Source organism: Terriglobales bacterium (genome assembly GCA_035764005.1).
Classification (GTDB): Bacteria; Acidobacteriota; Terriglobia; order Terriglobales; family Acidobacteriaceae; genus Gp1-AA112.
Map to the genome: position 1 here is coordinate 74,988 of DASTZZ010000072.1, position 26,492 is coordinate 101,479.

The 26,492-nt window shown below is 55.1% G+C and carries 20 protein-coding genes; 9 read left to right on the forward strand and 11 right to left on the reverse strand.

The annotated features are described in order from the left end of the window. Positions 1–36: 36 nt before the first annotated feature. Both VFU50_12660 and VFU50_12665 read right to left on the reverse strand, forming a co-directional pair. Positions 37–2,706 (reverse strand): ABC transporter permease, encoded by a 2,670-nt coding sequence (locus tag VFU50_12660; GenBank protein ID HEU5233706.1) that lies wholly within the window; start codon positions 2,704–2,706, stop codon positions 37–39. After that, positions 2,703–3,041, reverse strand: coding sequence for a PadR family transcriptional regulator (locus VFU50_12665; GenBank protein HEU5233707.1), 339 nt, complete (start codon positions 3,039–3,041; stop codon positions 2,703–2,705). Before VFU50_12665 ends, VFU50_12660 begins: the two co-directional genes overlap by 4 nt. Before the next feature lie 204 nt (positions 3,042–3,245). On the opposite strand from VFU50_12665, the gene VFU50_12670 reads away from it, so the two are divergent. Beyond that, on the forward strand, positions 3,246–5,522 hold the full coding sequence (locus VFU50_12670) for a GH92 family glycosyl hydrolase (protein HEU5233708.1): 2,277 nt from the start codon (positions 3,246–3,248) through the stop codon (positions 5,520–5,522). Between the two features lie 44 nt (positions 5,523–5,566). On the opposite strand, the gene VFU50_12675 is transcribed toward VFU50_12670, so the two are convergent. After that, a complete protein-coding gene (locus VFU50_12675) occupies positions 5,567–8,218 on the reverse strand; it encodes an ABC transporter permease (protein ID HEU5233709.1) in 2,652 nt (883 codons plus the stop codon). 13 nt (positions 8,219–8,231) lie between these two features. Continuing rightward, entirely contained in the window at positions 8,232–8,561 is a 330-nt protein-coding gene (locus VFU50_12680) for a PadR family transcriptional regulator (GenBank protein ID HEU5233710.1), read from the reverse strand. A gap of 256 nt (positions 8,562–8,817) precedes the next feature. Here VFU50_12680 and VFU50_12685 point away from each other — a divergent pair, with 256 nt between their 5' ends. Both VFU50_12685 and VFU50_12690 read left to right on the forward strand, forming a co-directional pair. Beyond that, a complete protein-coding gene (locus VFU50_12685) occupies positions 8,818–10,347 on the forward strand; it encodes a hypothetical protein (GenBank protein HEU5233711.1) in 1,530 nt (509 codons plus the stop codon). 417 nt (positions 10,348–10,764) lie between these two features. Next, positions 10,765–11,484 carry a hypothetical protein gene (locus tag VFU50_12690; protein ID HEU5233712.1) on the forward strand — a complete coding sequence of 240 codons (720 nt, stop codon included), beginning with the start codon at positions 10,765–10,767 and terminating at the stop codon, positions 11,482–11,484. 143 nt (positions 11,485–11,627) lie between these two features. Here the strand turns inward: VFU50_12690 and VFU50_12695 are convergent, their stop codons facing one another. Next, entirely contained in the window at positions 11,628–12,134 is a 507-nt protein-coding gene (locus VFU50_12695) for a ferritin-like domain-containing protein (GenBank protein ID HEU5233713.1), read from the reverse strand. 161 nt (positions 12,135–12,295) lie between these two features. Between VFU50_12695 and VFU50_12700 the strand changes: the two genes are divergently transcribed. Both VFU50_12700 and VFU50_12705 read left to right on the forward strand, forming a co-directional pair. Then, positions 12,296–12,574 carry a DUF507 family protein gene (locus VFU50_12700; GenBank protein ID HEU5233714.1) on the forward strand — a complete coding sequence of 93 codons (279 nt, stop codon included), beginning with the start codon at positions 12,296–12,298 and terminating at the stop codon, positions 12,572–12,574. Then, complete coding sequence (locus tag VFU50_12705) at positions 12,571–12,846, forward strand: DUF507 family protein (protein HEU5233715.1); 276 nt, start codon at positions 12,571–12,573, stop codon at positions 12,844–12,846. Before VFU50_12700 ends, VFU50_12705 begins: the two co-directional genes overlap by 4 nt. Positions 12,847–13,007: 161 nt before the next feature. Here the strand turns inward: VFU50_12705 and VFU50_12710 are convergent, their stop codons facing one another. The 6 genes from VFU50_12710 to VFU50_12735 form a co-directional block, all read right to left on the reverse strand. Beyond that, a complete protein-coding gene (locus tag VFU50_12710) occupies positions 13,008–14,402 on the reverse strand; it encodes a hypothetical protein (protein ID HEU5233716.1) in 1,395 nt (464 codons plus the stop codon). A 237-nt stretch (positions 14,403–14,639) separates the two neighbouring features. Further along, positions 14,640–16,511, reverse strand: a complete 1,872-nt coding sequence (gene glmS, locus VFU50_12715) for a glutamine--fructose-6-phosphate transaminase (isomerizing) (GenBank protein ID HEU5233717.1) — start codon at positions 16,509–16,511, stop codon at positions 14,640–14,642. 128 nt (positions 16,512–16,639) lie between these two features. Next, a complete protein-coding gene (gene purS, locus VFU50_12720; protein ID HEU5233718.1) occupies positions 16,640–16,885 on the reverse strand; it encodes a phosphoribosylformylglycinamidine synthase subunit PurS in 246 nt (81 codons plus the stop codon). Between the two features lie 73 nt (positions 16,886–16,958). Beyond that, positions 16,959–17,603, reverse strand: a complete 645-nt coding sequence (locus VFU50_12725; GenBank protein HEU5233719.1) for a hypothetical protein — start codon at positions 17,601–17,603, stop codon at positions 16,959–16,961. A gap of 157 nt (positions 17,604–17,760) precedes the next feature. Continuing rightward, positions 17,761–18,201, reverse strand: a complete 441-nt coding sequence (locus VFU50_12730; protein HEU5233720.1) for a nucleoside deaminase — start codon at positions 18,199–18,201, stop codon at positions 17,761–17,763. Between the two features lie 365 nt (positions 18,202–18,566). Next, positions 18,567–18,863 (reverse strand): hypothetical protein, encoded by a 297-nt coding sequence (locus VFU50_12735; GenBank protein HEU5233721.1) that lies wholly within the window; start codon positions 18,861–18,863, stop codon positions 18,567–18,569. Between the two features lie 172 nt (positions 18,864–19,035). Here VFU50_12735 and VFU50_12740 point away from each other — a divergent pair, with 172 nt between their 5' ends. From VFU50_12740 to VFU50_12755, 4 genes are all read left to right on the forward strand, one after another. Beyond that, positions 19,036–19,227, forward strand: coding sequence for a hypothetical protein (locus VFU50_12740; GenBank protein HEU5233722.1), 192 nt, complete (start codon positions 19,036–19,038; stop codon positions 19,225–19,227). Between the two features lie 82 nt (positions 19,228–19,309). After that, positions 19,310–19,771, forward strand: coding sequence for a phage terminase large subunit (terL, locus tag VFU50_12745; GenBank protein ID HEU5233723.1), 462 nt, complete (start codon positions 19,310–19,312; stop codon positions 19,769–19,771). 327 nt (positions 19,772–20,098) lie between these two features. Continuing rightward, the gene (locus VFU50_12750; GenBank protein HEU5233724.1) at positions 20,099–20,674 is read left to right on the forward strand and encodes a transposase; all 576 of its coding nucleotides are present in this window, start codon (positions 20,099–20,101) and stop codon (positions 20,672–20,674) included. A 505-nt stretch (positions 20,675–21,179) separates the two neighbouring features. Continuing rightward, the gene (locus VFU50_12755) at positions 21,180–26,483 is read left to right on the forward strand and encodes an RHS repeat-associated core domain-containing protein (GenBank protein ID HEU5233725.1); all 5,304 of its coding nucleotides are present in this window, start codon (positions 21,180–21,182) and stop codon (positions 26,481–26,483) included. Positions 26,484–26,492 lie beyond the last annotated feature (9 nt).

The window sequence follows — 26,492 nt, forward strand, 5'->3', positions numbered from 1 at the left end:
CGCCCGAATCGACGGGGTGCAGGTAACGATCAATTATCATTCGTGCCGCAAAGCGCTCATGGGATCAACTCGCATCGCACGGCGGGCGGGCATGTAGCATGCCCCAGTCGCTACGAGCATCAGCAGCAGAGCCACTCCCGCGAAGGTCAGAGGATCGGTGGCGGTTACACCGTAGATCATGCTTCGCATCTGGCGCGTGAGTATCAGCGCCAGCAATGAACCGAGTATCACACCGGCGGCGGACAGCGCGATGCCGCGTCCGAGAATCAGTCGCAGAACATCTTTGCGCTGCGCTCCGAGCGCCATGCGAGTTCCTATTTCGGGAACGCGTTGTCCGACCAGATGAGAGATCACGCCATAGATTCCGATGCTGGAAAGCACGAGCGCCAGTGCGGCGAACAGTCCGAGCAGGATCATCGAGAAGCGCCGCTCCGCCAACGAATCGGAGATGATCTGGTCGAAAGTCCTGACGTTGTAGATCACGTGCTCATGATTCACTTTTGAAATCGATGCGCGCAGCGCTGGAAGCAGCGTTAGCGGATCGACGCTGGAGCGGAGCATCAAATAGGCTCCGCGATTCAGCAACGGCCAGAACCTGTCGGGTATCTGGTTCAAGGGCACGTACACCTGTGCCTGAACCTTTTGCTGCGAATCCTTGTCCAGGCCCCAATGCTTTACGTGGCCTACTACGCCGACGATCTCCGGTTGCAAATCCAGAAGTCCAATGTTCAGATGCTTGCCGATCGGGTTCTCATTTGGGAAATACTTGTGCGCGAGATATTCGTCGATGACGATCACCGGCGGAGACGTCTGCGTGTCGTTCTCAGAGATGAATCGTCCACTCAGGAGCGGAAATCCCATTGCTTTCTGGTAGTCGGGTTCCGCGATGTAGAACAGCGCCCAGTTCATGTCGGAGGTGTTGGCCGGTTTTGGCTGACCCTCGAGCCAGAAGGGGACCTCGGAGTCTCCATCCATTGGAAGCGCACCGTCGGTCAGCGATGCCGCCTGTATGCCCGGCGTGTTGCGAACCGCATCGTGAAGCTGGCGCATTGCAACTCGGGTCTGTGCAGGGCTCCTGATCACTGATGGCGGGGTCGTCACGCTGAATGTAAGTACGTTATGCGGATCGAAGCCGGGATTCACTCCCCAGAGCACGGCCAGGCTCCTGATCATCAGGCCCGCGCCTACGAGCAGCACCAGGGCAATCGCCATCTCGGCGATTACGAATGCATTCTGTGTGCGCTGTCGCGTTCCGGATGTTCCCCTTCCGCCTTCCCTCAACGTCTGCTGCAGGTTCGTGTGCCACAGCCTGAGAGCAGGAACAAGGCCGAACAGAACTCCAGCCAAAAGAGAAGCGACAAGAGTAAAGACGAGCACGTGAGTATCAATACCGATTTCTTGTGCTCGAGGCAGCGCTTGCGGTACGGCGGCGAGCACGAACTTGGTACCCTGAGCCGCGAGTACGAGACCGAGCGCTCCTCCGATTATTCCTAGCAACGCACTCTCCGTAAGCAGCTGTCGGATGAGTCGCAAATGACTTGCTCCCAGTGCGCTTCGCACAGCGAACTCCCGCGCGCGGCCGTTCGAACGCGCGAGCAGAAGGTTCGCTACGTTCGTGCACGCGATGAGCAACACGAAACCGACGGCGGCGAGCAGAACGAGGAGTGTTCCTCTAATGTCCTCGACCATATCGTCTTTCAGCCTGAGCACGCCGATGCTTAGCCCAGTGTCGGCCTGCGGATATGCAACGGCGAGATTGCGAGCGACGTTCTCCACGTCCGCGCGGGCCTGCGCGAGAGTGGCATTCGGCTTTAGACGCGCGACCACGCCCATGCCCATTCCTATCGTCCGATCGCGAAACGTGGGATCCGTCCACTGTCCAATAGGAACGTAAACTTCAGGGTGGCCTCCGCTGTACAGACGAAAACTCGCTGGAACCACGCCGACGATCGCATATCCGGTGCCGTTCAGAACCATGGTCCGTCCGAGCACGCTCGACGAAGCTCCAAACTTCCGCTTCCACAGACCCTCGCCTATCAAGGCAACCGGGGACCCGCCCGCGATGTCCTCCTGAGCGGAAATCGTGCGGCCCAAAATGGGAGAGACTCCCAGGGTCGAAAAGAACGTTGACGAAATCATGTACCCCGGCAGGCGCTCAGGCTCGTCCTGACCGGTAACATTGAAGCTTTCTCCGCGAAATGCTGCCATCGAAGAGAAGCTGTGGCTCTGCTTTTCCCAATCCAGATAGTTCGGATACGAAACTGACGCGTGCTCGAATTGCTTTGTCTGACCGAACAGAATAACGAGCTGTTCCGGATTCGGATATGGCAGCGGATTCAGCAGAACTCCATTCACAACGGAAAAAAGAGCGGTGTTGGCGCCGATGCCCAGGGCCAGCGTGAGGAGCGCAACGGCCGTGAATCCCGGGTTTTTGCGCATGCCGCGGATAGCAAATCGGATGTCCTGTGCCATGGTTTCCAAAATAGGAATCCCGCGCTGTTCGCGATACGCTTCACTGACCTGATCCATGCCTCCAAGCTTGATCAGCGCCCGTCGGCGAGCTTCCTCGGGCGTGAGGCCGGCGCGCAGGTTGTCTTCGATATGCATCTGAAGGACACTTTGCAGCTCGTCTTCAAGTTCGGCGTCACGGTGCTCGCGATCAAAGAGGCCGGCGATGCGGGATAGGAGCGCGCGGAGGGCCTTCATCGCAACGTCTCCGGCGCCAGAAAGCGTGCAAGGATATCGGTAGTCTCCTGCCACTCTCGTGTCTCACGCTCGACCTGCTTCTTGCCCGCACGCGTGAGGCGGTAGTACTTAGCGCGACGGTTGTTTTCGGATACTCCCCATTCAGAAGCGATGTAGCCTTCTTGCTCCAACTTAAGGAGCGCAGGGTAAAGCGTTCCATAGTTCACGGAGAGTAGATCGCCGCTGATCTGCTCAATGCGCCGCGCGATGCCGTAACCATGCAATGTACCCATGCTCTCCAGCGTCTTCAGCACCATCAACGCCAATGTCCCCTGCTGCACCTCTTTTTGGCCCATGAACTCTCCTATTGGTATGCCATATATCATGCGACAACTCCTATGGGAATGCAATATGAAGTGCGGAATTTAGAAGGTTCAGCAAGCCGGGAGGAACCCGCCGCCTCGATTCGCGCTACGTTATGCTCGGTCCTGCAGTCGAAGGGATTACAAGCTTCCCTAGGCATGCCTGCGAACTAGCGGCGCCCTAATTGGAGAATCGGAATGATGCATTGCAACGGATGGTTGCGGACGTTGGTCCAGGTAAAGCGGTTTTTGTGGGTGTTTATTGTTGCCTCATTAAACGTGGCTACTGCCGCTGCACAGGTCGAGTTTGTGGATCCGAGCATCGGCGGACAGGGTTTCCTGCTCGAACCGACTCGACCCACGGTTTCTCTTCCTAACAGCATGGTGCGTGTGTATCCGGTCAGAAAAGACCAGCTGGATGACCAGATTCATTCTTTCCCGTTGACCATCATTTCTCATCGCATGGGCGAGCTCTTTTGGCTTATGCCGAGCGACGGCGTGCCGGACACATGGGATCGTCCGATGGCGTATGACCATGAAACCGAGACTCCTTATTACTACTCGGCGCGATTTCGTGACTCACTGATCCAGAGCGAATTCACCCCAACCGCGCACTGCGGGTATTTTCGTTTCACTTTTCCCGCGGGTAAGGCGGTCGTACTGCTCGCAAATCGGCAGGGTGGAGAGCTTTCGAGTGGTGCCGATAACAGTGTTTCCGGTAGCGAGAACATCGTCGGTCAAGGCCGAATGTCTCCCGGCACGATGCACGCGTTCGTCTACGGCGAATTTAGTGCGCCGGTGAAGATAGAAACCCGGAACACCAAGAATGGGAAACTCCTGGTCATTTCGGCGCCAGACCAAAAGGTTTTGGAATTCCGCTATGGCATTTCCTTCATCAGCATTGAGCAAGCGAGGAAAAATCTGCAGGAAGAAATTCCAGATTGGAACTTCGAAAGTATCAAACATCGCGCTCGCGATCGCTGGAATGAAGTGCTCGGCCAGATTCAGGTTGAAGGGGGCACACCGGAACAGCGGCGCGTCTTCTACACCGCTCTGTATCGCAGCTATGAGCGGATGGTCATCATCACTGAGGATGGACGCTATTACAGTGCATTCGATCATCAGGTCCACCAGGATTCGCGTCCGTTCTATGTGGACAATTGGTTGTGGGATACCTACCGCGCTCTGGAACCTCTGCAGACTTTGCTCAATCCGGAGATGGAGGCGGACAAGATCCAGTCATTTGTCCGTATGTATGAGCAATCCGGGTGGATGCCCACATTTGCTGAGCTTTGGGGCAATCACGAATGCATGACCGCCAATCCCGTTGCGCCGTGGATGGCAGATGCCTGGATGAAAGGGATCACGAATTTCGATCTCGCAACTGCTTACGCGGGAATAAAGAAAAATTCTGTCGAGGGCACGTGGCTGCCTTGGCGTCGTGGGCCGAAGACTTCGCTGGATGATTTCCTGGCCGCACACGGCTATATGCCTGCGCTTCATCCGGGAGAAAAGGAGACCGTCGCAGAAGTTCATCCCTTCGAGCGACGGCAGGCGATTTCAGTTACGGAAGCGCAAAGCTACGACGACTGGTCCACGGCGCAACTCGCGCGTGCGCTCGGCAACAACACCGATTATCAGTATTTCCTGAAGCGGGCCGCTAACTACAAAAACCTGTTTCGTCAGGAGAAAGGTCATGTCTGGCCTAAGGACGAAGCCGGCAATTGGATCGAGCCCTTCGACCCCGGCTGGTCGGGCGGCCAGGGTGGACGCGACTACACCACCGAGAATAACGGCTATACCTACGATTGGGACGTTCAGCACGACCTCCAGGGATTGTTTGAGTTAATAGGCGGTCGTGCGAAAGCGGAAGCAAAACTGGACCAGCTATTCCGTGAGCCCCTGGGCAGAAGCAAGTACGAATTCTGGGCGAAGTTTCCCGACGCCAGCGGACTTGTCGGCCAGTTCTCGATGGGCAACGAGCCCAGCCTTCACATTCCTTACATTTACAACTATCTCGGCGCGCCGTGGAAGACGCAGGAGCGCGTCCGCATGCTGCTGGATACATGGTTCACCGATACCACTTTGGGAATGCCGGGCGACGAGGATGGCGGTGGGATGTCGTCGTTTGTCGTCTTCTCAATGATGGGCTTTTATCCGGTCACGCCGGGCGTGCCGATCTACGATCTCGCCAGCCCGGTTTTTGATCGCATCACCATTCGACTGCACAACGGAAGAAGCTTCCGCATCGTTTGCCTCAATAATTCAAAGGACAACAAATACATTCAAGCGATTCGGCTCAACGGAAAAGCTATCAATCAAGTTTGGATTCGCCATGCTGACATCGTTAACGGCGAAACACTAGAGCTGCAGATGGGCAATGCGCCTAACAGGACGTTAGGTACTGGCGCCGCGGACTTGCCACCATCAGCCATGTCGATGAATCCAGCTGATTTTGCCGGAACCTCTCGTTGACTCTAAATTGCACGGTCCAAAATAGAGTCAGCTTTCGCGGTCATTCACTGATAACGCAGAGCCACCATAGGATCGACCTTCGTGGCGCGTAATGCCGGGATATAACCGGCCAGAATCGCGACGGCAAGCAAGGCAAGCGGAACCAGCACCAGAGTGAGTGGGTCGTAGGACTTCACTTTAAAAAGTAGATGGGTAATGAGTCGCGCAGCAGCGAGAGCGCAAGGTATGCCGACCGCGATTCCGAGCAATGTGAGCGCCAGAGTCTCGCGCAAAATCATGCTCAGAACTGAGCCGGGTTGCGCACCAAGCGCCATCCGAATTCCCAATTCATGAGTACGACGAGAAACTGAATACGAGATGACCCCGAAGATGCCTATCGCTGCGAGAATCAGCGCAAGCACGCCAAATAACGCGATGAGCAGAGTACGGAAGCGCGGCTGCGCGACGGAGGCGCTCAGGGCATCGGGCAAGGACGCAACATCCGTTACCGGCAGATTCTTATCGATCTGGTGGGTAGCGCTGCGAATTGCGCCAACCACCGCCGAAGCGCTCAGAGTGCTCTTCACTACAACTTCGGCGCCATAGAGAGGCGCCTGGGCGAAGGGAACGTACAACATAGGTCCTGGTTCCTTGCCTAACGAGACATCGTGTATATCGCCAACGATGCCCACGATGTCCCGCGACGACACGCCGTTCGCGGGAAAGCCAAACGTGAGGTGCCGGCCCAGCGGATTCTCGTGCGGGAAATAGCGCTTCGCCAATGCCTCACTGATCACCGTAACGGCTGGCGAGGAAGAGGAGTCAGAGTCGTCGAACAAACGTCCACGAAGCAGAGGGATTCCCATAACCGAAAAGTAGCCTGGACTTACGGGCACGTAGTTCGCGTTCTCGGCTGATCCGGGCGGCAGCGAAGCATTTCCGACAATCTGAAAAGCGAGGGTAATGCAGCAGTCCATAATCGGCAGCGGACCTGCCACGGCAGAATCCTTCATTCCCGGCTCAGCCTGAAGACGAGTGAGTAGTTCCTCTGAAAAATGTTCCCACTGTTTGGGTGTTGAATATTGAAACTGTGGGAGCGAAACCATTCCCTTGACGATGTGATTCGGTTCAAAACCCGGATCGACTGCTGTGAGTTGAGCGAAGCTGCGTGTCAACAGACCCGCTCCTGTGAGCAGAACCAGCGCGAGGGCAATTTCTCCAGCGGCCAGGAAGGCGCGAGCACGACGTGGTCCTGCAGACTCTCCTGCCCGAGCGCCTTCGCCCAGTTCCGTTTGCGGGTCGGAGCCGGCCGCGGACAGGACCGGGGCTAATCCAAATATGAGACTCGCTCCAAACGAAAGCACCAGCGTGAACACGAGCACGGAACCATCCACGCGAATGGGGTGGAATCTCGGCAGACTGGAAGGTAGCAGCGGCGCCAGAGTGGCAACGCCCCAATAAGCCACAAGTGCCCCGATCAGACCGCCAAGCAGGCCAAGGATGGCGCACTCCGTAAGCAGTTGACGGGCGATGCGACTCTTGCCGGCACCCAACGCAATTCGAATTGCGATTTCCTTCGAGCGCGAGGTTGCGCGGCTCAGCAGCAGATTCGCCACGTTCGCGCATGTAATCAGGAGCACCAGGGCTACCGACCCAAGCAGCAGGAGCAGTGGCAACTTCACATCTCCGGTGATTGTCTGCCGCAGAGGTTCAGTTCCGACCGTCCATCCCTTCTCTGCTGGAAACTCTTTCGCAAACCGTGCGCTGACGGTGTCCAACTCCGCCTGCACCTGCGCCGATGAAATTCCGGGGCGCACGCGCCCAATCACCGCCATCCAGTGCTCGCGAAGCGGCCGAGTCATCCAGGCGCTGAACAGAGGGTCTTGAGCCAGCGGGATCCAAACCTGGTTTACCTGGTTGCCAAAGGGCGTGCGGAAGCTCGCAGGCATCACGCCGATCACGGTGTACGGACGCATGTCGAGGTCGATGGAGCGGCCAACGATCTGCGGATCGGCGCCGAACCGGCTGCGCCATAGATTTTCGCTGAGCACCACTACCGGCGCTGCGCCGCGCTCGCCATCCTGAGAGACAAACACGCGTCCGAGCATCGGCTCCGCTGCGAACACCGCGAAGAAATCGGGCGTGACGACAACAGTGCTCACCTCTGAGGGTTCTCCACTGCCGGTCAGAACCAGAGAGTGAACGCCCAAACCGGCGATTGCCGTGAACGACCGGTTGTGATCCCGCAATTCAGTAAACGTGGGATACGACATCCCTTGGCCGGAGATTGCCGACTCCTGCTTAGCTTCGCGCACGAGAACCAACTGGCCTGGGTTCGCGTAAGGCAATGGCCGAAGCAGGACCGCATTGACGACGCTGAAAATGGCTGTGTTCGCTCCAATCCCAAGAGCGAGCGTGAGGGTAGCGACTGCGGTGAAGCCCGGGTTTTTCCGCAGCATGCGAAGAGCAAACCGGACATCCTGCCAGAACGTTTCCAAAATGGATTCCCAGCCCGCGTCGCGAACGGCTTCTTTGGCGCCTTCGAGATTGCCTTGCTCCCATCGCACCGCGCGCACAGCATCGCTGCGAGTCATACCCAGTTGTATCTTTTCCTCGACAGCCATCGCCATATAGCCGCGCAACTCTTCCTCCAACTCACGATCGAGCTGCTTCTTCCCAAGAAGAACTCGGAATCCGCTAGCCAGGTTTCGCAGCATAGAAGTGCTCCTGTCACGCTTCCAGAATTCTGGCAATCGCCGCCACTTGACGTCCCCATTCGCGCCTCTCAGCGGCGAGACGTTTTCTTCCCGATTCGGTCAGAAGGTAGTACTTTGCTCGTCTGCTATTCTCGGTGGCCTTCCACTCGCTTTTGATCTGTCCGGATCGCTGCAACCGTTGAAGGGCAACGAAGAGCGAGCCGGCATTGACGCGGAAAACGCCTTTGCTCATCTGCTCGATGCGCACGGAGATTCCGTACCCGTGCATCGGCTGCAGGTCGAGAGTTTTGAGAATGAGCATGTCCAGAGTGCCCTGGACCACATCACCCGGCTGATCGCCCATAGAGCGCGTTCTTCCTCCTGAGTGTCAAGAGAAGAATGCGCTCACTCCTCCTGATTGTCAAGAGGAGAAGCGGGAAATAACGTTTGGACATGAGGAGCCGCTGTATGCCGGGATTTAAACCTTCAAGACCCCCGGCATTCAGGCCGCAAAGTCGATAGAAAGCAATGTGTTAAGTACTCCCGGTGGTCACTCTGCAAGTACTTCTGCCCTGCTCGTTCAGAGTACATACTGGCGTTCAACCGGGGAGAACATATTCATGTCACGAACGATTGCCGTGTGGCTCATCCTATCGACGTTCCTGGTTCCACTTTGGTCCGCAGATCCGCAGCAGCAAGCCGAGCCTTCGCTCACAATCTATAACCAGCAATTCGCCGTCATCCGGCAGACGATTCCGCTGGACTTAAATGGGAACGTCACGCACGTGGCCTTCAGCGACATCACGGCGCATGCCGAACCCGACTCCGTAGTACTGCGCGACCTGCACGGCGGCGGATTGAGAATCCTGGAACAGAATTACCGCAATGATCCTCTGTCAGACGGTTTGTTGCTCTCGCTATTCGAAGGCAAGACGATCGACTTCGTCCGTACCGATGCTCAAGGCCACCAGGAGATCGTGCAAGGAAAGATCATCCGCAGCGGATACGTGCCTCACTATGCCGCATACGGGCAGTATGGTTATCAATACCAAATGGCGCAGAACGCGATGGCTTCGGGCGGCGCGGGCCAGCCCATCATCGAAGTCAATGGCAAGTTGCAGTTCTCTCTACCGGGCACGCCTCAATTTCCCACATTGGGGAACGACACGATCCTCAAGCCGACCTTTGACTGGGAATTGGAATCGCAGGCAAAAGGAGCGCGGACCGCGGAGCTCTCATATGTGTCTGGTGGAATGAGTTGGAAGGCCGACTACAACGTCGTCGCTCCCGAAACGGGAGACACCATGGATATCGTCGGATGGGTAACGCTCGACAACCAAAGCGGCAAGACGTTCGAGAACGCGCATATCAAGCTGATGGCGGGAGACGTATCCAAGATACAGAACCAGAATCAATTCGACAGAATGGGTATGTTTAGAGCTGCGACCCAGTCCGTGGAGGTGAACGGAGCGCCAGTTGTCACACAGAAAACCTTTGACGAATACCACCTCTACACACTGGCGCATTCGACCACACTGCGCGATCGCGAAACAAAGCAAGTAGAGTTTCTGCGCGCCAATGGCGTTCACGCCGACCGTGTTTACGTGTATGACGGCTTCCTCCTCGAAGATCAGTATCGTGGCTGGAGCATATACAACATTCGCGGCAATGCCGAATATGGGACCAAATCGAATCCCAAAGTCTGGGTGATGTTGGAATTCAAGAACTCGAAAGCCAACAACTTGGGCATGCCGCTGCCGGCAGGACGCGTCCGCTTTTATCGGCGGGATACTGACGGGCAAATGGAGTTCACCGGTGAAGACAAGATCGACCACACTCCTGCTGACGAGACTGTCCGCTTCTATTCGGGAAACGCATTTGACCTCATAGGCCAGCGCGTGCGCACCGATTTTCGCGTGAATTCGGCCCAAAGCTGGAGCGAGGAAAGTTTCGACATTAATCTGCGGAACCACAAAACAACTCCTGTGGAAGTGCGAGTCGTAGAACATCTTTATCGCTGGAATAACTGGAAGATCACGGCAAAATCGGACGACTATAAGCAAACCGACTCGCAGACCATCGAGTTCCGCGTGCCTGTGCCTGCAAACGGGGAGAAGAAGGTAAGCTACACCGTTCACTATTGGTGGTGAGATAACGTCGAGCGATAAGAAAGGGTTCGATGTCAGATCACCCGATGATCCGATGGCCCGATCCCCCGATGGAATAATCCACTTGCATTCCTACGCAAAGGGCGGTTACCATCTGAGTTGTCTTCCGATTGCCGCACACCCAGGTGCCGGCACCCGCGCTCAAGGCCGGGAATTCCGAAATTGAGTCCTGAAATCTCGAACCGGAGCGCGCTGGAAAGTACATAGTTCGCGAGCGATTTCCATAACCAAGATCTCAAGCGAAGCTGGAGCTTCCGCATTCTGACAAGAGACCGCTTGCAGGTGAACGTAACGAAACTACTCTGTGACAGGGCCGCTCACGGCGGTGCGAGATAACCGTGGTGCAGGCATCGTGGCTTCTGCCGCTGCCTCCGTTCTACACAGACATACAGGACGTCGATGAATAAAGGACCGAACCAGCCACAACACCCCGGCAACCGGGGACGTCGCCGCCATCGTCGCGGCAAAGGACAACACAACAACCAGCCCGGCGCAGGCCCGAACGGCATGCGCGGCCCGGGAGGGCAGGGCGGAAACCAGGGACGCGGGCGTCGCCGTCATGGCGGCCAGCAGTTTGTCGGCCCGATGGACCACAGCTATCGCAATGCCCAAGGTTCCGGAAACGATTTCTATTCCCAGAATGGACGCTATCGCGGGCCGGGACGCGGCATGCCTCAGGGCCAGACGACGAATGGCGAGGCCGGCGAGCAGGCTGCCGCGGCCGATTCTCCGACTCGGGTGGTCTGCTTCATCGATGATCTCTTCTTCCTCGCAAAAATTCAGGAAGTTGCGCGCAAGCTTGGCGTGAAAGTGGAGTTCGCAAAGGCAGAGAAAGAAGTCATCGATCGGCTTGTCAGTGAGGAAGAAGAGAAGCCTTCGCTCATCATCTTCGATCTGAACAATGTCAACGCAAAACCGCTTGTGACAATTCCCAAATTGAAAAGCAAGCTGAAGAAGCAGACTTCAATTGTTGGATTCCTCTCCCACGTTCAAGGCGATCTCAAACTCAAAGCTCAGGAAGCGGGATGCGATATGGTCGTGCCGCGCTCGGCTTTCTCGCAGAATCTGCCCGCATTACTGCGGCGGCATTCGGCGGATTTGCAGGAGACGGAAGGGTAGCTTTTGATGGTTTGTCATTCCGAACGCCTGTTGTTGGCGTGAGGAATCCCCTACCAACTGCTAATAGGGCTGTAGGGATTCCTCTCTCCTGCTCACGCGAACTGCTCGTGAGCATCCGCTCGGAATGACAAGCCAAAAAGTCTCTAAGCTGCCTTTGCTTGCACGTTGATTGTTTTCGCGATTTCCGTCAGCGTCTTGTCTGCTTCCTTCTCTTCGTCCAGCGTCTGCTGTAGCAGGTTTGCGAACTCAGGCTTGCCTAGCAGATCAGCATAAGTACGAACGGTTCCATATCCGGCCATTTCGTAGTGCTCGACTCGCTGGGCCGCGCTGATGATAGCGGCATCGATTACGCTTGCATCACCATCGCGGGTCGCCATGTCGTCGCCTTCTTTGATCAGGCCCTTCATCCCTTTGCAGGTTTCGCCTGTCGCTTTCTCTTTCAATTGCTGGAAGATGGTGTCGAGCCGGCGAATCTGTCCGCGCGTGACTTCAAGATGCTCCTGAAGCGCGCTCTTCAGCTGCGGATACTTCGCTTTTTCAATCAACTTGGGTAGTGCTTCCGTGATCTGGTTTTCTGCGTCGTAGAGATCGCGCAGTTCGTCGATAAAAAGATCTTTGAGATTCTGCAGGTCCATGGAAAACAACGCCATGTGGTAGTCCTCCGTTTCTTCAAATGAAGATGTGGCAGGTCGGGCGGAGGTTGGCGCTGCGGTTTCTGCGAGGTGGCTTTCACACAATGAAGTGAACTGCAGCGGGAATGCGGCAAAAACCGCTATGCTAAACTCAAATATTCAATCCACTCATACGAAAGATGCTTGTTTCCAAGGAATATCTGGGTTATTTAGCCCGTCAAGTCACTAAAAAATTGATTGAAGGCGAGTTCATCGAGACCAAGAATCTGAACTCGACCGTCGAGCGGGTTAACGCGGCCATGCTCGAAGAGATGCAGCTCGAAGACCGCATTAACGACGAAGTCCGCTTGATTCTCGAAGCCTACCAAGACGAGATGCAAAAGAGTGGCGCCAGCTACCAGGAGATGTTCAAGAAGGTGAAGCAGCAGCTGGTGCAGAAATACAAGGCGGTGCTGTGAGAGTCTCGCGCGACAAGGTCAACAAGCTGGCGAAGTCCGTAATGGATGCTCTCACGCAGCTTGAGGAAGTGGAATTCATCGAGGACCCGAATACGATTCGCGGCGAGGCGCGCAAGATTCTCGAAGAGCTCTTCAAGGCAGAAGAAAGGATCGATGCCTCCGCGCGTCAGAAAATCGAAAGCCAAAAACGCATCATTCCTGAAGGCACGCAGGAATGGGACATCCTTTATCGCAAGTACTACAACGAGGAAGTTAAGAAGCTCGGAATTTAACTGCTGGTGGAGCTGCTGTTCTCATTGTCATTTCGAAGCGCAGCGAGAAATCCCTATCAACTTCCAGGCATTTCGCTCTATTCCTTTAGCTCTTCCTATCGGTAGGGATTCCTCTCTCCGCGTCTGCAAAAAGCGCAGACGCTCCGCTCGGAATGACAAAGCTAGTAATTAACCCGGCGCTGCTCCTCCGGACTCATGCTTGCCCACAGCGAATTCCGGCTGCGTTCGACCCAGCGATTCGTGGGCTCCATTGAATGAGCTCGTGAGAACCACCGATACGCCGTGACCTTGCTCTGAGTCACGCAGGTTCCGCTCCAGTACAAGGCGCCCAGCTTCACGCTTGCTGCAGGATTGCCTTCGCTCACTGCTTGCCGGAGCAGATTAATTCCTGTGGAGCAGTTCTTGCGAACGCCTCGTCCCTGGATGTACTTGTCTGCTTGAATAAGGAGCGGGTCTTTTTCGCCGAGCGTTTTCGGCTGAGGCGGCTCCTCGTCCGCGACCTCGGTTTTGCGAACGGTCTTGGCAGTTTTCGCGGGACCGTCGGATTCCGGTTTCGCCGAACTCTCATCTTCATCGGTGTTCTTTGATTCACCTTTCGGAGCAGCAGCTGTGGCGGATTTGTCGGCATTATCTTCGGAATCGGCACTCTCGGCTTTAGCTGGCTTCATGTTTCCAGTCCTAGTATCCGCAGCGTTGGGATCTCCCGTTGTGGCATCTGCAGTATTCGCGTCTGATGGCTTTGCTGCAGAGGCGTTGCTATCAATCACGGAAGAATCTTCGTCGTCGGAACCTGCTGATGCCGAGGCATTGTTGTTCTCTGCCTGGGTGTTGCCTTTCGCGCTCGCCGCTTCGGAATTGGTGTTTGCTGCAGGATTGGTCTTGTCTGCAGGCTTTGCAGATTTATCCGGCAACACCGGCCCGCTCGGATCAACCGTCGGACCATTGCGCGCGAGGATCGACGCCAAATCGGGACCCTGATGGTGGCTGGCTCGCCACTGTATGTACCCGAGTCCGCCGCCAATGATTAACAGCAGGCATAACGCCCAGGCGCGCCAGGAGACTCCGCGCGGCACTTCCTCAAGCAGATATTCGGGAGCCTCTCCATCAGAATCGTAGACGAAGCCGTCCTGACGCGGCTTGTCGTAAACGAAGCCTCGATTGCCTCCGCTTTCGTAATTCAGACCAAGGAATGAAGGTCCGCCGATTCCGGCCGAAGGGTTGGGAGTATTGTCTCGATACTCGCTTTCCACACTGGGCTCAATAATTTCGCGTGGAAGCTGATCAATTTCTGTGATGTGCGCCCGACCTCTTCCCCCATTCGAACTAATCGATGAAGTATCGCGAACCTGCTCGCGGTGGTGATCTCGGCGGGAAGCTTCAGCCGGTTGGCGCAGCCGCGTTCGGTCTTCGAACTGATAGACCGGAGCTTCAAGTTCAAGTGGATCATCCTCATTGATATCCAGCGGCCGCACTGCGGGCTCGAGTTTGGCGCCACACATGCCGCAGAAATGATGGTCGTCAGGGTTGGAATGATCGCACTCGCGACAACGAATCATAGAAATCCTCGGTCTGGGTTCTCCGATTATTAGATTCCAAGCTGCTGCCGGAAGGCTTCCTGCGATTCGGAAAAAAGAGCTGCTCTGACCAGAGTAGCTGCAGGTAGGATTTCTACAATTTTCAGGATTTCAAACGAGTTACAGACCAGAGGCGAGCTTTTTCTTGGTGTCGACTGAGTAACGCGATTCTCACAAAAGCACTGTGGCAGCCGGCGGTCCCGTGTCGGTTATCGGCTTTTACTCGACCGTCACCGACTTCGCCAAATTTCTCGGTTGGTCCACGTCGCAGCCCCGGCGCACGGCGATATGGTACGCAAGCAACTGCAACGGTACAACTTCGAGGATCGGCAGCAGGAGTTCCGGAGCTTTGGGCACATACAGGACGTGGTCTGCCGACTCGTGAATCTCGTTATCCCCTTCAGTAGCGATGGCGATTACTTTTCCCGAACGCGCTGTGACTTCCTTGATATTTGACATCGTCTTTTCATAGCGCAATACAGAATCCGGATCGTCGGGATCTTTCGTTGCGAGTACGACGACCGGCAGATTCTCGTCGATCAAAGCATTCGGGCCGTGCTTCATCTCTCCCGCGGGATAACCTTCGGCGTGAATGTAGCTGATTTCTTTCAGCTTGAGCGCGCCTTCGAGCGCGATCGGATAATGAATCCCACGGCCAAGAAAGAGGAAGTCCTGAACCTTCTGGTAGCGCTTGGCCAGGTCGTCGCAAGCTTCATCGTGATTGAGAATCGCTTCGAGCTTGCCGGGCAGACGCGTGAGTTCCTGCACCAATTTGATCGATTGCTGCTCGTCGAGCTGATTGCGCTTCTGCGCGAGAAAAAGCGCAAACAAAAACAAAGCCGTCAGCTGCGCTGTGAACGCTTTCGTTGAAGCTACGCCAATCTCGGGACCGGCGTGCGTGTAGATGGTACCGGCAGCTTCTCGGGCGATCATGGCGCCAACTACGTTGCAAATCGCGAGCGTCTTCGAGCCCTTGGCCTTGGCTTCGCGCTGCGCTGCGATCGTGTCTGCTGTCTCCCCCGACTGAGTGATCAGAATTGTAAGTGCATCGGCTCCCGTAATGGGATCGCGATAGCGATATTCGCTCGCATAATCCACTTCTACGGGAACGCGCGCCAGGCGCTCGATCATGAACTTGCCGGCAAGCCCCGCATGCCAGCTTGTGCCACACGCAGCAATATTGACTTTATCGATCTTGCGGAACTCGTCTTCACTCACCTGCATCTCTTCCAGGAAAATTCGCCCCGAGTCCTGCGAGATGCGTCCCAAAGTGGTATCGCGGACAGCACGCGGCTGCTCGTAGACTTCCTTGAGCATGAAATGCTTGAAGCCGCCTTTTTCCGCCTGAATCGGATCCCAAGTTACGCGCTGCACCTGCCGTTGAATCGGCTTCGCGTCGAAATCGGTGAGCTGCACGCCGGAAGGCGTGATGATCGCCAAGTCACCATCGGCGAGGAAGAAGAGATCGCGAGTGTGATGAAGAATCGCTGGGATGTCGGAGGCAACGAAGTACTCGTTCTGCCCCAGTCCAATCACCGCCGGCGGACCATTGCGCGCAGCGACGATTTTGTTCGGATCGTCCGCGCTAATCACGACCAGCGCAAATACTCCCGTAAGCTGTTTAACGGTTTTGCGAACTGCATCTTCCAGAGAAGGCCGTTTCCCGTTTGAGCTTTTTAGCGCGTTTTCGATCAAATGCGCGATCACTTCGGTGTCGGTCTCGGTTGAGAACTTGTGACCTTCTTCGATCAGCCGCTTCTTAAGAGAAAGATAATTCTCCACAATGCCGTTGTGGACCACCACAACTCGGCCGGTGCAGTCGCGATGCGGGTGTGCGTTCTCTTCCGTCGGACGCCCGTGCGTCGCCCAGCGCGTATGACCGATACCGTAAGAACCCTCGAGCGGCTTATGGCGAATCACATCTTCAAGGTTGCGCAGCTTGCCTTCGGCGCGACGCACCTGGAGCCCATCGCCATTTCCTGCGACAGCGATGCCCGCGGAGTCGTATCCGCGATACTCAAGCTTGCGCAGGCCCTCGATAATCACGGGCACAACGCTCTTCTGACCTACATATCCGACAATGCCGCACATATAAGAACCGCGTCCTTTTATCCAAAGGGGACTACAGCAGGAGCCTACGAGAATGGATGCGAGCTGCTGCTCAGAAGCTTACCTCGAAATCGCGCAATCTGGCAGGTTACGGGGAGCGTTAAGGGGAATCACTCCTCCAATCGATAGGAAAATTCCTCGATTACGGGATTGGTCAACACCTCGCGCGCAATTCGCTCAACTTCCTTTTTCGCTGAGTCTTTTTTGAGATTCGGTTTCAAGGTCAAAACAAAATATTTGCCCTGACGCACGTCATCCACTCCCTTGTAGTTCATTTTTTTCAACGCGCCCTGGATCGTCTTTCCCTGAGGATCCAGAACCGTGGTCTTGAGAGTGACGTAAACGTAAGCTTTCATCGGTGTAGATCGATTATAAGGAAGAACAGAGGAAAGCGGACTGCCGTGTCCACGACCGCAGATGCATGAAAGCTCAGCTCGCATCCCCGAGAGTGAACAGGTAATCGAACAGCCGCCGATCTCCGCGCCGAATCTCGCTCAGATCCACAATCAGATGGCCGCTCGCATAGGCGCGCACAATCCCACGACAGCGCAAATCGAATCCTTCACCGCTGATAAACAGCGCAACCGTGCTGTTCCTCGGATATTCACGCTCCAGCAAGAGCGTACATTCGTGTTCTGACAGCTGTACCAGATGTCCTTCCATCTGGCCGTTTGCTCCAGGAACCTTCACCTTGGCTTTTCCCGGCGCAAACGTAGCCTCACGATGCGTGGGGATCAGACTGTCGTCGAGAATAATCGGCTCGTACTCTTCCTGCATCTCGGCGATCTCAACATCCCAAATCGACTCCTGGCAGTCGAGCAACTGCATTCCAGCATGCCCGCCCAGAGGAGTTCCAGGCTTTCCCATCCAGACAACCTTATATTTCGCGCGTTTGCTTCCCCGCTCGACGATCATCACCTCGCCATTCTCGAATGTCTCCTGCAGGCCGGCGATTCTGGCTCCATGTTCGGAAATGTCGAAGGTGCAAGCGGAAATCTTCCTGCGCGGCGGCGCATCCGACTGTCGCTGCAGACGCACAGGCAGCATCACCCGAACTCGTTTCTCTGGTTGCATGGGAGTTCACGATCGGCTCAGCCGAGGCGAGTGCGCAGGAATAAGGGCCAAATCCGGCGAGAGCTATGCAATATTCATCGCGATCGGGCTATGCGGGAAGTAACAGAATCGTTTCGCTCCCTAACCGGAGTAACCGCATCGTGTGACGAACGAATCGCTAGCGGCCAATGTCTTCGTTCCAAAGATCCGGATGTTGAGAGATAAAGGCGCGCATCAGGGACTTGGATTCCGGATCGTCCAGATTCACAAGCTGCACACCGGCACGCGTGAAGAGATCCTCAGCGCCTTTGAAGTTCGTATTCTCGCCGATGATGATGGTCGGGATTTTGAACAGCAGCGCGGTCCCGGTACACATCACGCAAGGACTCAATGTGCTCACCAGCACCAGCCGATTCCAGTCCCGCCGGCGCCCGGCATTGCGGATGCATACAACTTCGGCATGAGCGGTAGGGTCGCCGGTCTGGACGCGCAGATTGTGTCCACGCGCGACGACATTGCCATCCGCATCGGCGAGCACCGACCCGATCGGCAGCCCGCCCTCGTTCAGACCTTTGCGGGCTTCAGCGATGGCTTCCGATAGAAGCTTGTGCTTGTCCACGTTCGATTCGAAATAACAGCGTAATAAACAGCGTAAATACTCAACCGAGCGGGTACGAACGACGGATAATTCGCGGCAAGTCTTTGGCAAATAACTCTTTATCGAAACTCACCATATTCTCCACTCGCTCCCGAACAGCGAAAAACAGCGTAATAACAGCGTAAACCATTCGTGGACCAATAATTGCTGTGCGCTCTTCTATAGTTCCCATTCTGGAACTCTATGATGGAACTCTACATGCACACAAACCATGCTACAACAAAAGTAAAATTTGTCAAAATAACTCTTGCATTTTTTTGAAATCTGTCATAGCACGGAAGGTGGGGGATTTAGTCAGGAGTCAAGGAGCCTTACGGGATGTCGAACTACGAAATCGGATGCGGCAAGCCGCCGAAAAGGTACTCATGGACAAAGGGCACCTCCGGTAATCCACGCGGACGGCCGAAGGCTCGCCGTAATCTTTCCACCACCATCGAAGCGACTTTGAGGGAAAAAATAACCATTGAAGAAAACGGCAAGCAGCGGACCGTCACCAGGCTCGTGCCATCGCGGAAGAAGATGAGACGCACGTAGTCCATCACCTGGGCAAGCAGTTCGCGTACACGCGACACGCGGGAGAGGTGCTGCATCCCGAGCGCGAGCCGCGCGAGGTGCTCGATCAACTGCGCGAGACCCTCGGGCGAGTATCCCTTCGCCGGACAATATCAGCAGAACCCCGCCCCGCTCGGCGGCGGCATCATTCAGACGAGGTGGTTCAGGTACTACAGAACAGAACCGTCTGCGGTAGCCGGGGTCCCCGCGAGCCCGCGGTTGGATCGTGGGGTGAGGTAGCGGATGGCGCATCTGCTGCTCTGCCCGGAACACTTCGACTTCATCTTCCAAAGCTGGGACACAGCCAACAAAGCCAGCGAGCTGAACGATTACAGTGTCTGCACCACCTGGGGCGCAGTGAGCTCACCGCGGCCGTCGGTCATTAGTGATCATGGCGTAATCAGTTCGCCGCGCTCTTCCGTCGGTACCGACTAGGCCGTAGTCAGCTCACCGCAGTCCGACGCGCGTCACGTCAGTACCGATCGTGGTAACGATCGGGTAAGCCGCACGCGCCCTTATCGCTGCGCATGCCCGGGAGTGGTCGCCGCGCAACATCCTCATCGAGGACCGAGCTTCAGGCACGCAACTCATCCAGGAACTCAGGCAGGAAGGCCTGTCCACGCTCACCCGCTGCGACTCGAAGGAGGAGAAAGTCATACGCATGTCCACCGCCAGCAACATGATCGAGAACGGACAGGTGTACCTGCCGGAGAAAGCGCCGTGGCTCTCACAGTACGTCCACGAACTGGTCACGTTCCCAAACGGGAAACACTACGACCAGGTCGATTCTACGTCGCAGGCCCTGCGCTGGTTCAAGAGCCGCGCCTTCCTGTCCGGCATTCAGCAGTACTACAAAGACGAAGCAACGATCGCAAACTACAGGCGAGGACTCATCAAGAAAGAAGACGTGCCGGAGCACCTCTGGAAGCGTCTCGATGAACCGCCGTTACCGCCGCGCGGCCCATACGGGCTCTGGTAGTGAGCGCCGTGACAAGCCACGAAGCCACGGAGCCACGAGGCTTCGAAGCTGAAAGGCAAAACAGAATATGTGCAGATTGCCAACTGACAAGTGCCGGAGGCACGGTGTGTGAAAGCCCAGGACGACGTCCTGGGAAGGCGACATATACAATGCCAGTCCCCGGAGGGACGGTACCGTATGGATGATTTCGAAGAGAAGAAATGTTCGGGTCGAACGCGGACGTTTAATGCTTGGACGCTTCCCACGAACCGATTCGGGTGCCCCACTCTCGCGTGTTGTTCGCGAGGGTGGGCCGCGATGATGGTGGCACGTCTATAATGGCGCGCCGTGCCCACGCGTCTAAAACGTATTTACGGTCATCATGACCTTCATTTCGTCACCTGCAGTTGCTACAGACGGCAGCCACTTCTGGGAAGTGGACGTTCTCGCGATGTTTTCCTGCGCATCTTTGAGCAGGTTCGGCGGAAGTATCGGTTTGAGGTTGTCGGCTACGTAGTCATGCCCGAACACTTCCATGTTTTGATCGGAGAGCCTGAAATTGGAACTCCTTCTACGGCCATGCAGGTTCTGAAGCAAAGGGTCGGGCAGCGTCTGCTGCCGCCTCTACGTAAGAGCCGGAATCAACTCGGCTTGTGGAGAGAAAATGGAAGGCAGAAGAAGCGTCATTTCTTTCAGCCTCGCTTTTACGACTTCAACGTCTACACGCGCAGGAAGATGATTGAGAAGCTGCGCTATATGCATCGAAATCCCGTAAAGCGAGGATTAGTGCCGTCTCCGGAATTGTGGGCTTGGAGCAGTTTCCGCGCCTACTATTTTGGCGAGAAGAGCGCGGTCTGGATCGAGGGATTAAACCCAAACCCCAAACTGCGCATGGTGAAACCGACCAGATTTGGAGGCAATTGACCTTATACCCCACCCTCGCGAACAGCACGCGAGAGTGGGGCACCCGACTTTTCGAGAACGATAACTTGTTTCAGTATGGGAACAGGGTGGGGCACCCGGCGCTACATGCACGTATACTTCCGACTATGTCTTTCAAGACCCCACGGGAGGTAATCACAATTTAGGACTTTCCAATACGCCATCATGCACCGCAACTGGCACATATTTTTCAGGAGATGATTTTGTCCGCGCATCAGGTGGCGGATGGCGCGGCCCAGCAGTCGTAGCTGACGCCGACGGAACAGTGTATCACTACCCTGCCAGTCAAATACATTGGTCAGGCTCAAGCTTCGCTCAAACTCCCGACTATGTTGAGGACAGAAACGGCAACAAAATAATCATAACCGATTATTTCACCTCTAACCAATCAACGGGCACTAACCGGGGGGTGTTTGCATACACGGACACTCTGGGTCGAACCGCTCTTTACTCATCTGGCTTTGGTTCGAGCGGGAATACTGTTTCTGTGGCAGGACTCGCCGGTTCGTATTCGCTCACCTGGGGCACCTCCAATGCTAACTATTCAGCACAGCCCGTCCAGCAAGCAAATTCTCATTGTATTACGCCTCCCAACGTCACCGGTTCTCAACCTGTAGTTGTGGCAATCACTTTGCCCAATGGCCAATCTTACCAATTTCAATATGACCCAACATACGGTCTAGTCAATAAGATTTCCTACCCAAGCGGCGCATATGTGAGATATGTGTGGGGACTTAACGCCACCTCCGATGCAGGTACATGGCCAACGACCGATCCTAACGGAGATCCAAGTGCATGTTATTTTCAGTATGGAACACCGGCAGTTCAGCATCGGTACGTTAGCTTCGACGGTTCGACCGAAGTTCTCCGCCAGGATTTTACGTATTCGACTAGTTGGGCAACAATCATTCCTTCGATAGCTTGGGTGAGCAAGCAGACCACTTTGACGACTGCGGATTTAGTGAGAGGAACGAGCTTCGAGACAGACTATACGTATGTTCCGGCTTCTTGCGGAGGTCCAGCTCCACCTAATGTTGACAGCTACTTTGCCGACCAGTGCCCTGTAGAACAAACCGTCGTCTATAAGGATTGGGATGGCTCTGTGCTGCGTACTGAGAGCAAAACCTGGATCGATGCCAATATGCTTTCTAGTGACCAGGTGACGCTCAATAACGGACAAACGGCGAAAACAACTTACGCCTACGCGAATAACAACACTACCGCATTAATGCATGAGAAAGACGAGTACGATTACGGCCAAGGCAGCCCCGGTCCTCTTCTTCGCAAAACGATTACGAATTACGCGAGCTTTCCGGCTACACCGTTGTTGTCGGACGGTCCTTACATTTTTGACCGGCCATGTCAAATAATCACCTATGATGGCGGGAATGCACGGGTGGCCGAGCAGGACTTTTTATATGACGGGCAAGCAGCGCTCTGTGGATCGCCGGGCTCCGCCCTAACTGCTGGTGTTAGCAATCTCTCAGGGCACGACGACACCAACTACGCGGCAGGCTCGACAACACCGAGAGGCAATGCCACATCTATTATCGAGCAGTGCATCCTACTTTCCACGCATCAGCCATGCCCACAGCGGGCATCCCTTTCCACGTCATACTCCTATGACGAAACTGGGCAGGTAATCAGCATGACCGATGCGGCTGGAAATCCGCCAACCACGTATTCTTATGCGAACAGCTTTACCGATACTACACCAGCGGTTAATACAAATGCTTTTCTTACAGAGATCGATTACCCGACGACTGGAGGCATAAGCCACAAGGAAAAGTTTTCGTATGCCTATTCAGATGGCCAACTCACCCAGTCAGTCGATCAGAACAATCAGGTTACAGGTTATGCCTATAACGACGCATTGCGCCGCCTGACTGAGACAGACTATCCTAGTAGCTTTGGTAAGAGTGTAACCACCTACACGGATACACCGTTGGCGGTCTCGGTTGAAAGAACCCGCCAGATCGACGCAACGCACTCGACCGATGTGATTGTTCATTATGACGGCGCTGGACAGGAAATTTCTCGCACTACAGCGAACGGCGAATCAACGCCGTGGGATCGCGTTGATACCTGCTACGACGGTTCGGGCAGAATCAAGTTCAGCTCTTATCCTTATCAAATCGCAAGCTCCACCACTGCCCCTAATTGTGCAGGCAATGGAGATAGCTTGGTTTATGACGCCTTAGGCAGAATCAAGAGCATTACGCACTCAGACGGCAGCGCAGTCTCGACTACCTATACGGGCCGTGCGACCGACGTTAAGGATGAAGGAAACGGCACTCGCCTAGTCGAGCGAATTTCGCAAGTGGATGGCCTCGGATTGCTGCGATATGTCTGCGAGATCACCGGGCAAAGTCAACAAGGTATCTCGCCATCCCCGTGCACGCCCCCGTCAACGACGCTTGACATATCGGGCACTGGCTTTTTGACGAGCTACTCTTACTCAGCTCTTGGCGATCTGCAAACGGTCTCGCAGGGCGCTCTGTCGCGCAGCTTTCAGTATGATTCCCTCTCACGTCTCACTCAATCCAATAATCCAGAGTCCGGCGCAGTTGACTATTCTTACGATTCAGATTCAAACTGCACCGCCCAGACTTCGTATCCAGGCGAGTTAATCAGCAAACTCGATGCAAGAAATGTCCGTACTTGTTTCTCGTATGATCCATTGCACAGACTCACTGGAAAAGCCTACATAACGAGCGGCACAACCGCGTCAAGCACTCCAAGCGTAACCTACAATTATGACGAGGCATCGCGTTATGGACGTAATCTCGCCTTAACCGTTGGCAGAAAGTCATCTGAAACCACGGCATCTCCGAATCCTACCGGGGAGGTATTCAGTTATGACGCAATGGGGCACGTCATCGATAACTCTCAATGCACGCCACAGAACTGCGGCAACAACACAGCATTTGCCGTCACAAACCCCAGCTATGATGATCTCGGAGATGTGCTATCCGCAACCAATGGTGCTGGAGTTACGCTCGGATATACGTACAACGTGGCTGGTCGCCTGTACAGCGTCACCAGCAGTTGGAATGATGCGAATCATCCAGGAACGCTCCTCAACAGTGCGCATTACAATGCATTCGGGTCGCCAACCTCTCTCTCAATTGGTAATCTGCCTTTGACTGACACAAGAGTGTATTCGACTCAGCGACCTGGTTGGGGAGGTTGGGTCTCTTCAATCAATGTTGGCGGTCCGTCTACGCAATCCACCGGCAACGTGACAATAAGTGGTGCGGAGAAAACTCAGCTCCAATCTAACGGTACCTATAGTACCGGGTCTGTGACGATCAACGGCTCGGAAAGAACAACAACAGTGTGGGTTGTCTGTGGCCCAAATGGGACAACCTGCCCTCACACCGAGTACGATGGTGGCACGGTAACCGTCACTGTAAATGGCGTTTCGCAAACTGTCCAATACGGCTCTACGTCCACGGCTGCCTCAGTGGCCAGTTCATTTACGACCGCATTTGGCTCGTCGGTAACTGCGTCGATATCCGGAACAACCATGACCTTCACTTCAAACACTCCCGGATCTTCAGGAAACTCATATGGCCTTTCTACCTCTTGTTTATCCCAGAACTCGCACTTTACTGGTTGTTCCTTTTCAGGCACCCCGTCGGGTTCGACCCTCACAGGTGGCAGTGATCCCGCTTATACCTATGACTCCGGCACCGTGAAACTGTTTGCCAATAATATAGAGAGCGATGCTTCGTACGGGCAGGGCAGTACAAGCACGTCAATCGCTGCTCAGCTTGCTTCAGCCGTCAACGGAAATAATCCTAATGTAAGCGCCACCTCGTCTGGCAATGTGGTTACGCTCACGAGTCGCAATGGCGGAGCGTACACGAACTATTCGCTCTCAGCAACGAGCAGCGGCAGCTTCAACCCAGTTTCATTCACAACATCAGCTTCGGGCCCGAACATGAGCGGCGGCACGGGAGCAATCTTGTACGCGCTCGGAATGAGCTACTTCAACAACGGCGACATACAGACCGCGAATGACTCCGTAAATGGAAACTGGAGCTACTCCTACGATGATTTCAACCGCTTGAACACTGCTGTAGCCAGTAACATCAACACTGGATGTATCGAGTCTTACGACCGTTACGGCAACCGCTGGGGTCAGCAGCCTTATGGCGGAGCTGGCTATGGCTGCGGTAGCTTTACCGCGTCATTCGGAGGAAACAACAATCGTATTGATTTAGGAGAAGGATACGGTTACGACGCGAGTGGGAACGTAACATCTACTCCTGACGGATTGTCGTACGCCTACGACGCCGAGAATCGAATTGTTGCAATAAACGGTGGTAGCGTGGCGAGTTATGCTTATAATGCTGAGGGCCAACGCGTGCGCAAAGTAACTGCAAGCGGCACAGTGGACTTCCTCTACGATTTGGCGGCGCACGTGACATCCGAAGTGGCGGTTGGCCCGGTCACATCAATCGACATACGATTTACGAACGACTCCTGCTCTGGTTGCGGCGGCGGAACTCCAGTTGGGGGTGGAGATCGCAATTTATTTGTGAACTCCATCTCTCTGGGAACTACAACGATCTTTCCGACGGACCCGTCTATTTCTTACACGAGTGCTCCGTGCAATTCGACTCAGGGCAATGTTGCGTACATCTTGTGCAATGGCGACATAATCTCAACTAATCCTCCAGGCGGTTCCGTGGAGAGCATCACCGTGAACGCATACGGCTCGCCCGACTACTATGTCTATCCGCACATGCAAATATTTGTGAACGGATTGCTAATGGGTGAGTGGGACGTAACGGACTCGGCTGAGAGTTATACGGTTTCAGCCAAGTGGAATCGTGGAGAACTTTACGCGGGTGCGATGCATATCGCGACTTACGCGAACGGGACGACGTACTTCACGCATTATGACTGGCTCGGTGCTGAACGTGTACGTTCGACATTGAATGGTGGAATCTATTCTCAATGGACAGACTTGCCATTTGGCGAAGGTTCCAACGCGCCAAATCCAAGTCCAACGCATTTCACCGGCAAGGAGCGCGACGCTGAATCCGGCTTGGACAACTTTGGTACAAGACATTACGGATCAGCTATGGGAAGGTTCATGCAACCGGATGAGCCATTCGCTGACCAGGACCCCGCTAACCCGCAAAGTTGGAGTCTCTACAGCTACGTCATGAACAATCCGTTGCGCTACAACGATCCGAGCGGCATGGCGCATACGGATTCCGACGGCTTTTGGGTCGGAGACAGAGACGGCGAATGCGAAACGCAAAACGGCGGCGCCGTGTGCTGGAACGCTAAGGCGAAAGAATGGCAAGCTCCGCCCCCACCACCACCAGATGCCGAAGAGCACAGTATGTGGTTTTACATGTTCCATACGAACACGAGCGGAACTGACCGCAACTCCGGAGCAAAATGTGACACCGCGTGCTTCAACGCATGGAGCCAGTTTCATGACATGACGAGTATGTTAGGGGGGCTGTATGCCGCGACTGCTGTTGTATACCCGGGCGACACCGTCGTGATTGGAAAACTAGCGGACTTAAAGGACTTGGGGCCTGGTGAACGCACTCTTGATTTGCCCAATCAAGGTAGTATAAGAGCGAATGCGGCACAGAACTCCAGTAGGTTACGGGAGGCCATGAATCAGGGCAGACCCATCCGAGATGCCTCAGCGGGAAAAGAGGACAGTAACACTGGATTTCTTAGGTTTGAACGGAACATTCTGCAGAACCACGGCTGGACGCTGAAGGGCGATTATTGGTATCCGCCAAATGGCGAATAGGAGTAGGAC

What these genes read in the sequence shown, in the direction of transcription:
- VFU50_12660 (HEU5233706.1), bottom strand. Translation starts at nt 2,706, where the DNA reads ATGAAGGCCCTCCGCGCGCTCCTATCCCGCATCGCCGGCCTCTTTGAT.
- VFU50_12665 (HEU5233707.1), bottom strand. Translation starts at nt 3,041, where the DNA reads ATGGGCCAAAAAGAGGTGCAGCAGGGGACATTGGCGTTGATGGTGCTG.
- VFU50_12670 (HEU5233708.1), top strand. Translation starts at nt 3,246, where the DNA reads ATGATGCATTGCAACGGATGGTTGCGGACGTTGGTCCAGGTAAAGCGG.
- VFU50_12675 (HEU5233709.1), bottom strand. Translation starts at nt 8,218, where the DNA reads ATGCTGCGAAACCTGGCTAGCGGATTCCGAGTTCTTCTTGGGAAGAAG.
- VFU50_12680 (HEU5233710.1), bottom strand. Translation starts at nt 8,561, where the DNA reads ATGGGCGATCAGCCGGGTGATGTGGTCCAGGGCACTCTGGACATGCTC.
- VFU50_12685 (HEU5233711.1), top strand. Translation starts at nt 8,818, where the DNA reads ATGTCACGAACGATTGCCGTGTGGCTCATCCTATCGACGTTCCTGGTT.
- VFU50_12690 (HEU5233712.1), top strand. Translation starts at nt 10,765, where the DNA reads ATGAATAAAGGACCGAACCAGCCACAACACCCCGGCAACCGGGGACGT.
- VFU50_12695 (HEU5233713.1), bottom strand. Translation starts at nt 12,134, where the DNA reads ATGGCGTTGTTTTCCATGGACCTGCAGAATCTCAAAGATCTTTTTATC.
- VFU50_12700 (HEU5233714.1), top strand. Translation starts at nt 12,296, where the DNA reads ATGCTTGTTTCCAAGGAATATCTGGGTTATTTAGCCCGTCAAGTCACT.
- VFU50_12710 (HEU5233716.1), bottom strand. Translation starts at nt 14,402, where the DNA reads ATGATTCGTTGTCGCGAGTGCGATCATTCCAACCCTGACGACCATCAT.
- glmS (HEU5233717.1), bottom strand. Translation starts at nt 16,511, where the DNA reads ATGTGCGGCATTGTCGGATATGTAGGTCAGAAGAGCGTTGTGCCCGTG.
- purS (HEU5233718.1), bottom strand. Translation starts at nt 16,885, where the DNA reads ATGAAAGCTTACGTTTACGTCACTCTCAAGACCACGGTTCTGGATCCT.
- VFU50_12725 (HEU5233719.1), bottom strand. Translation starts at nt 17,603, where the DNA reads ATGCAACCAGAGAAACGAGTTCGGGTGATGCTGCCTGTGCGTCTGCAG.
- VFU50_12740 (HEU5233722.1), top strand. Translation starts at nt 19,036, where the DNA reads ATGGCGCATCTGCTGCTCTGCCCGGAACACTTCGACTTCATCTTCCAA.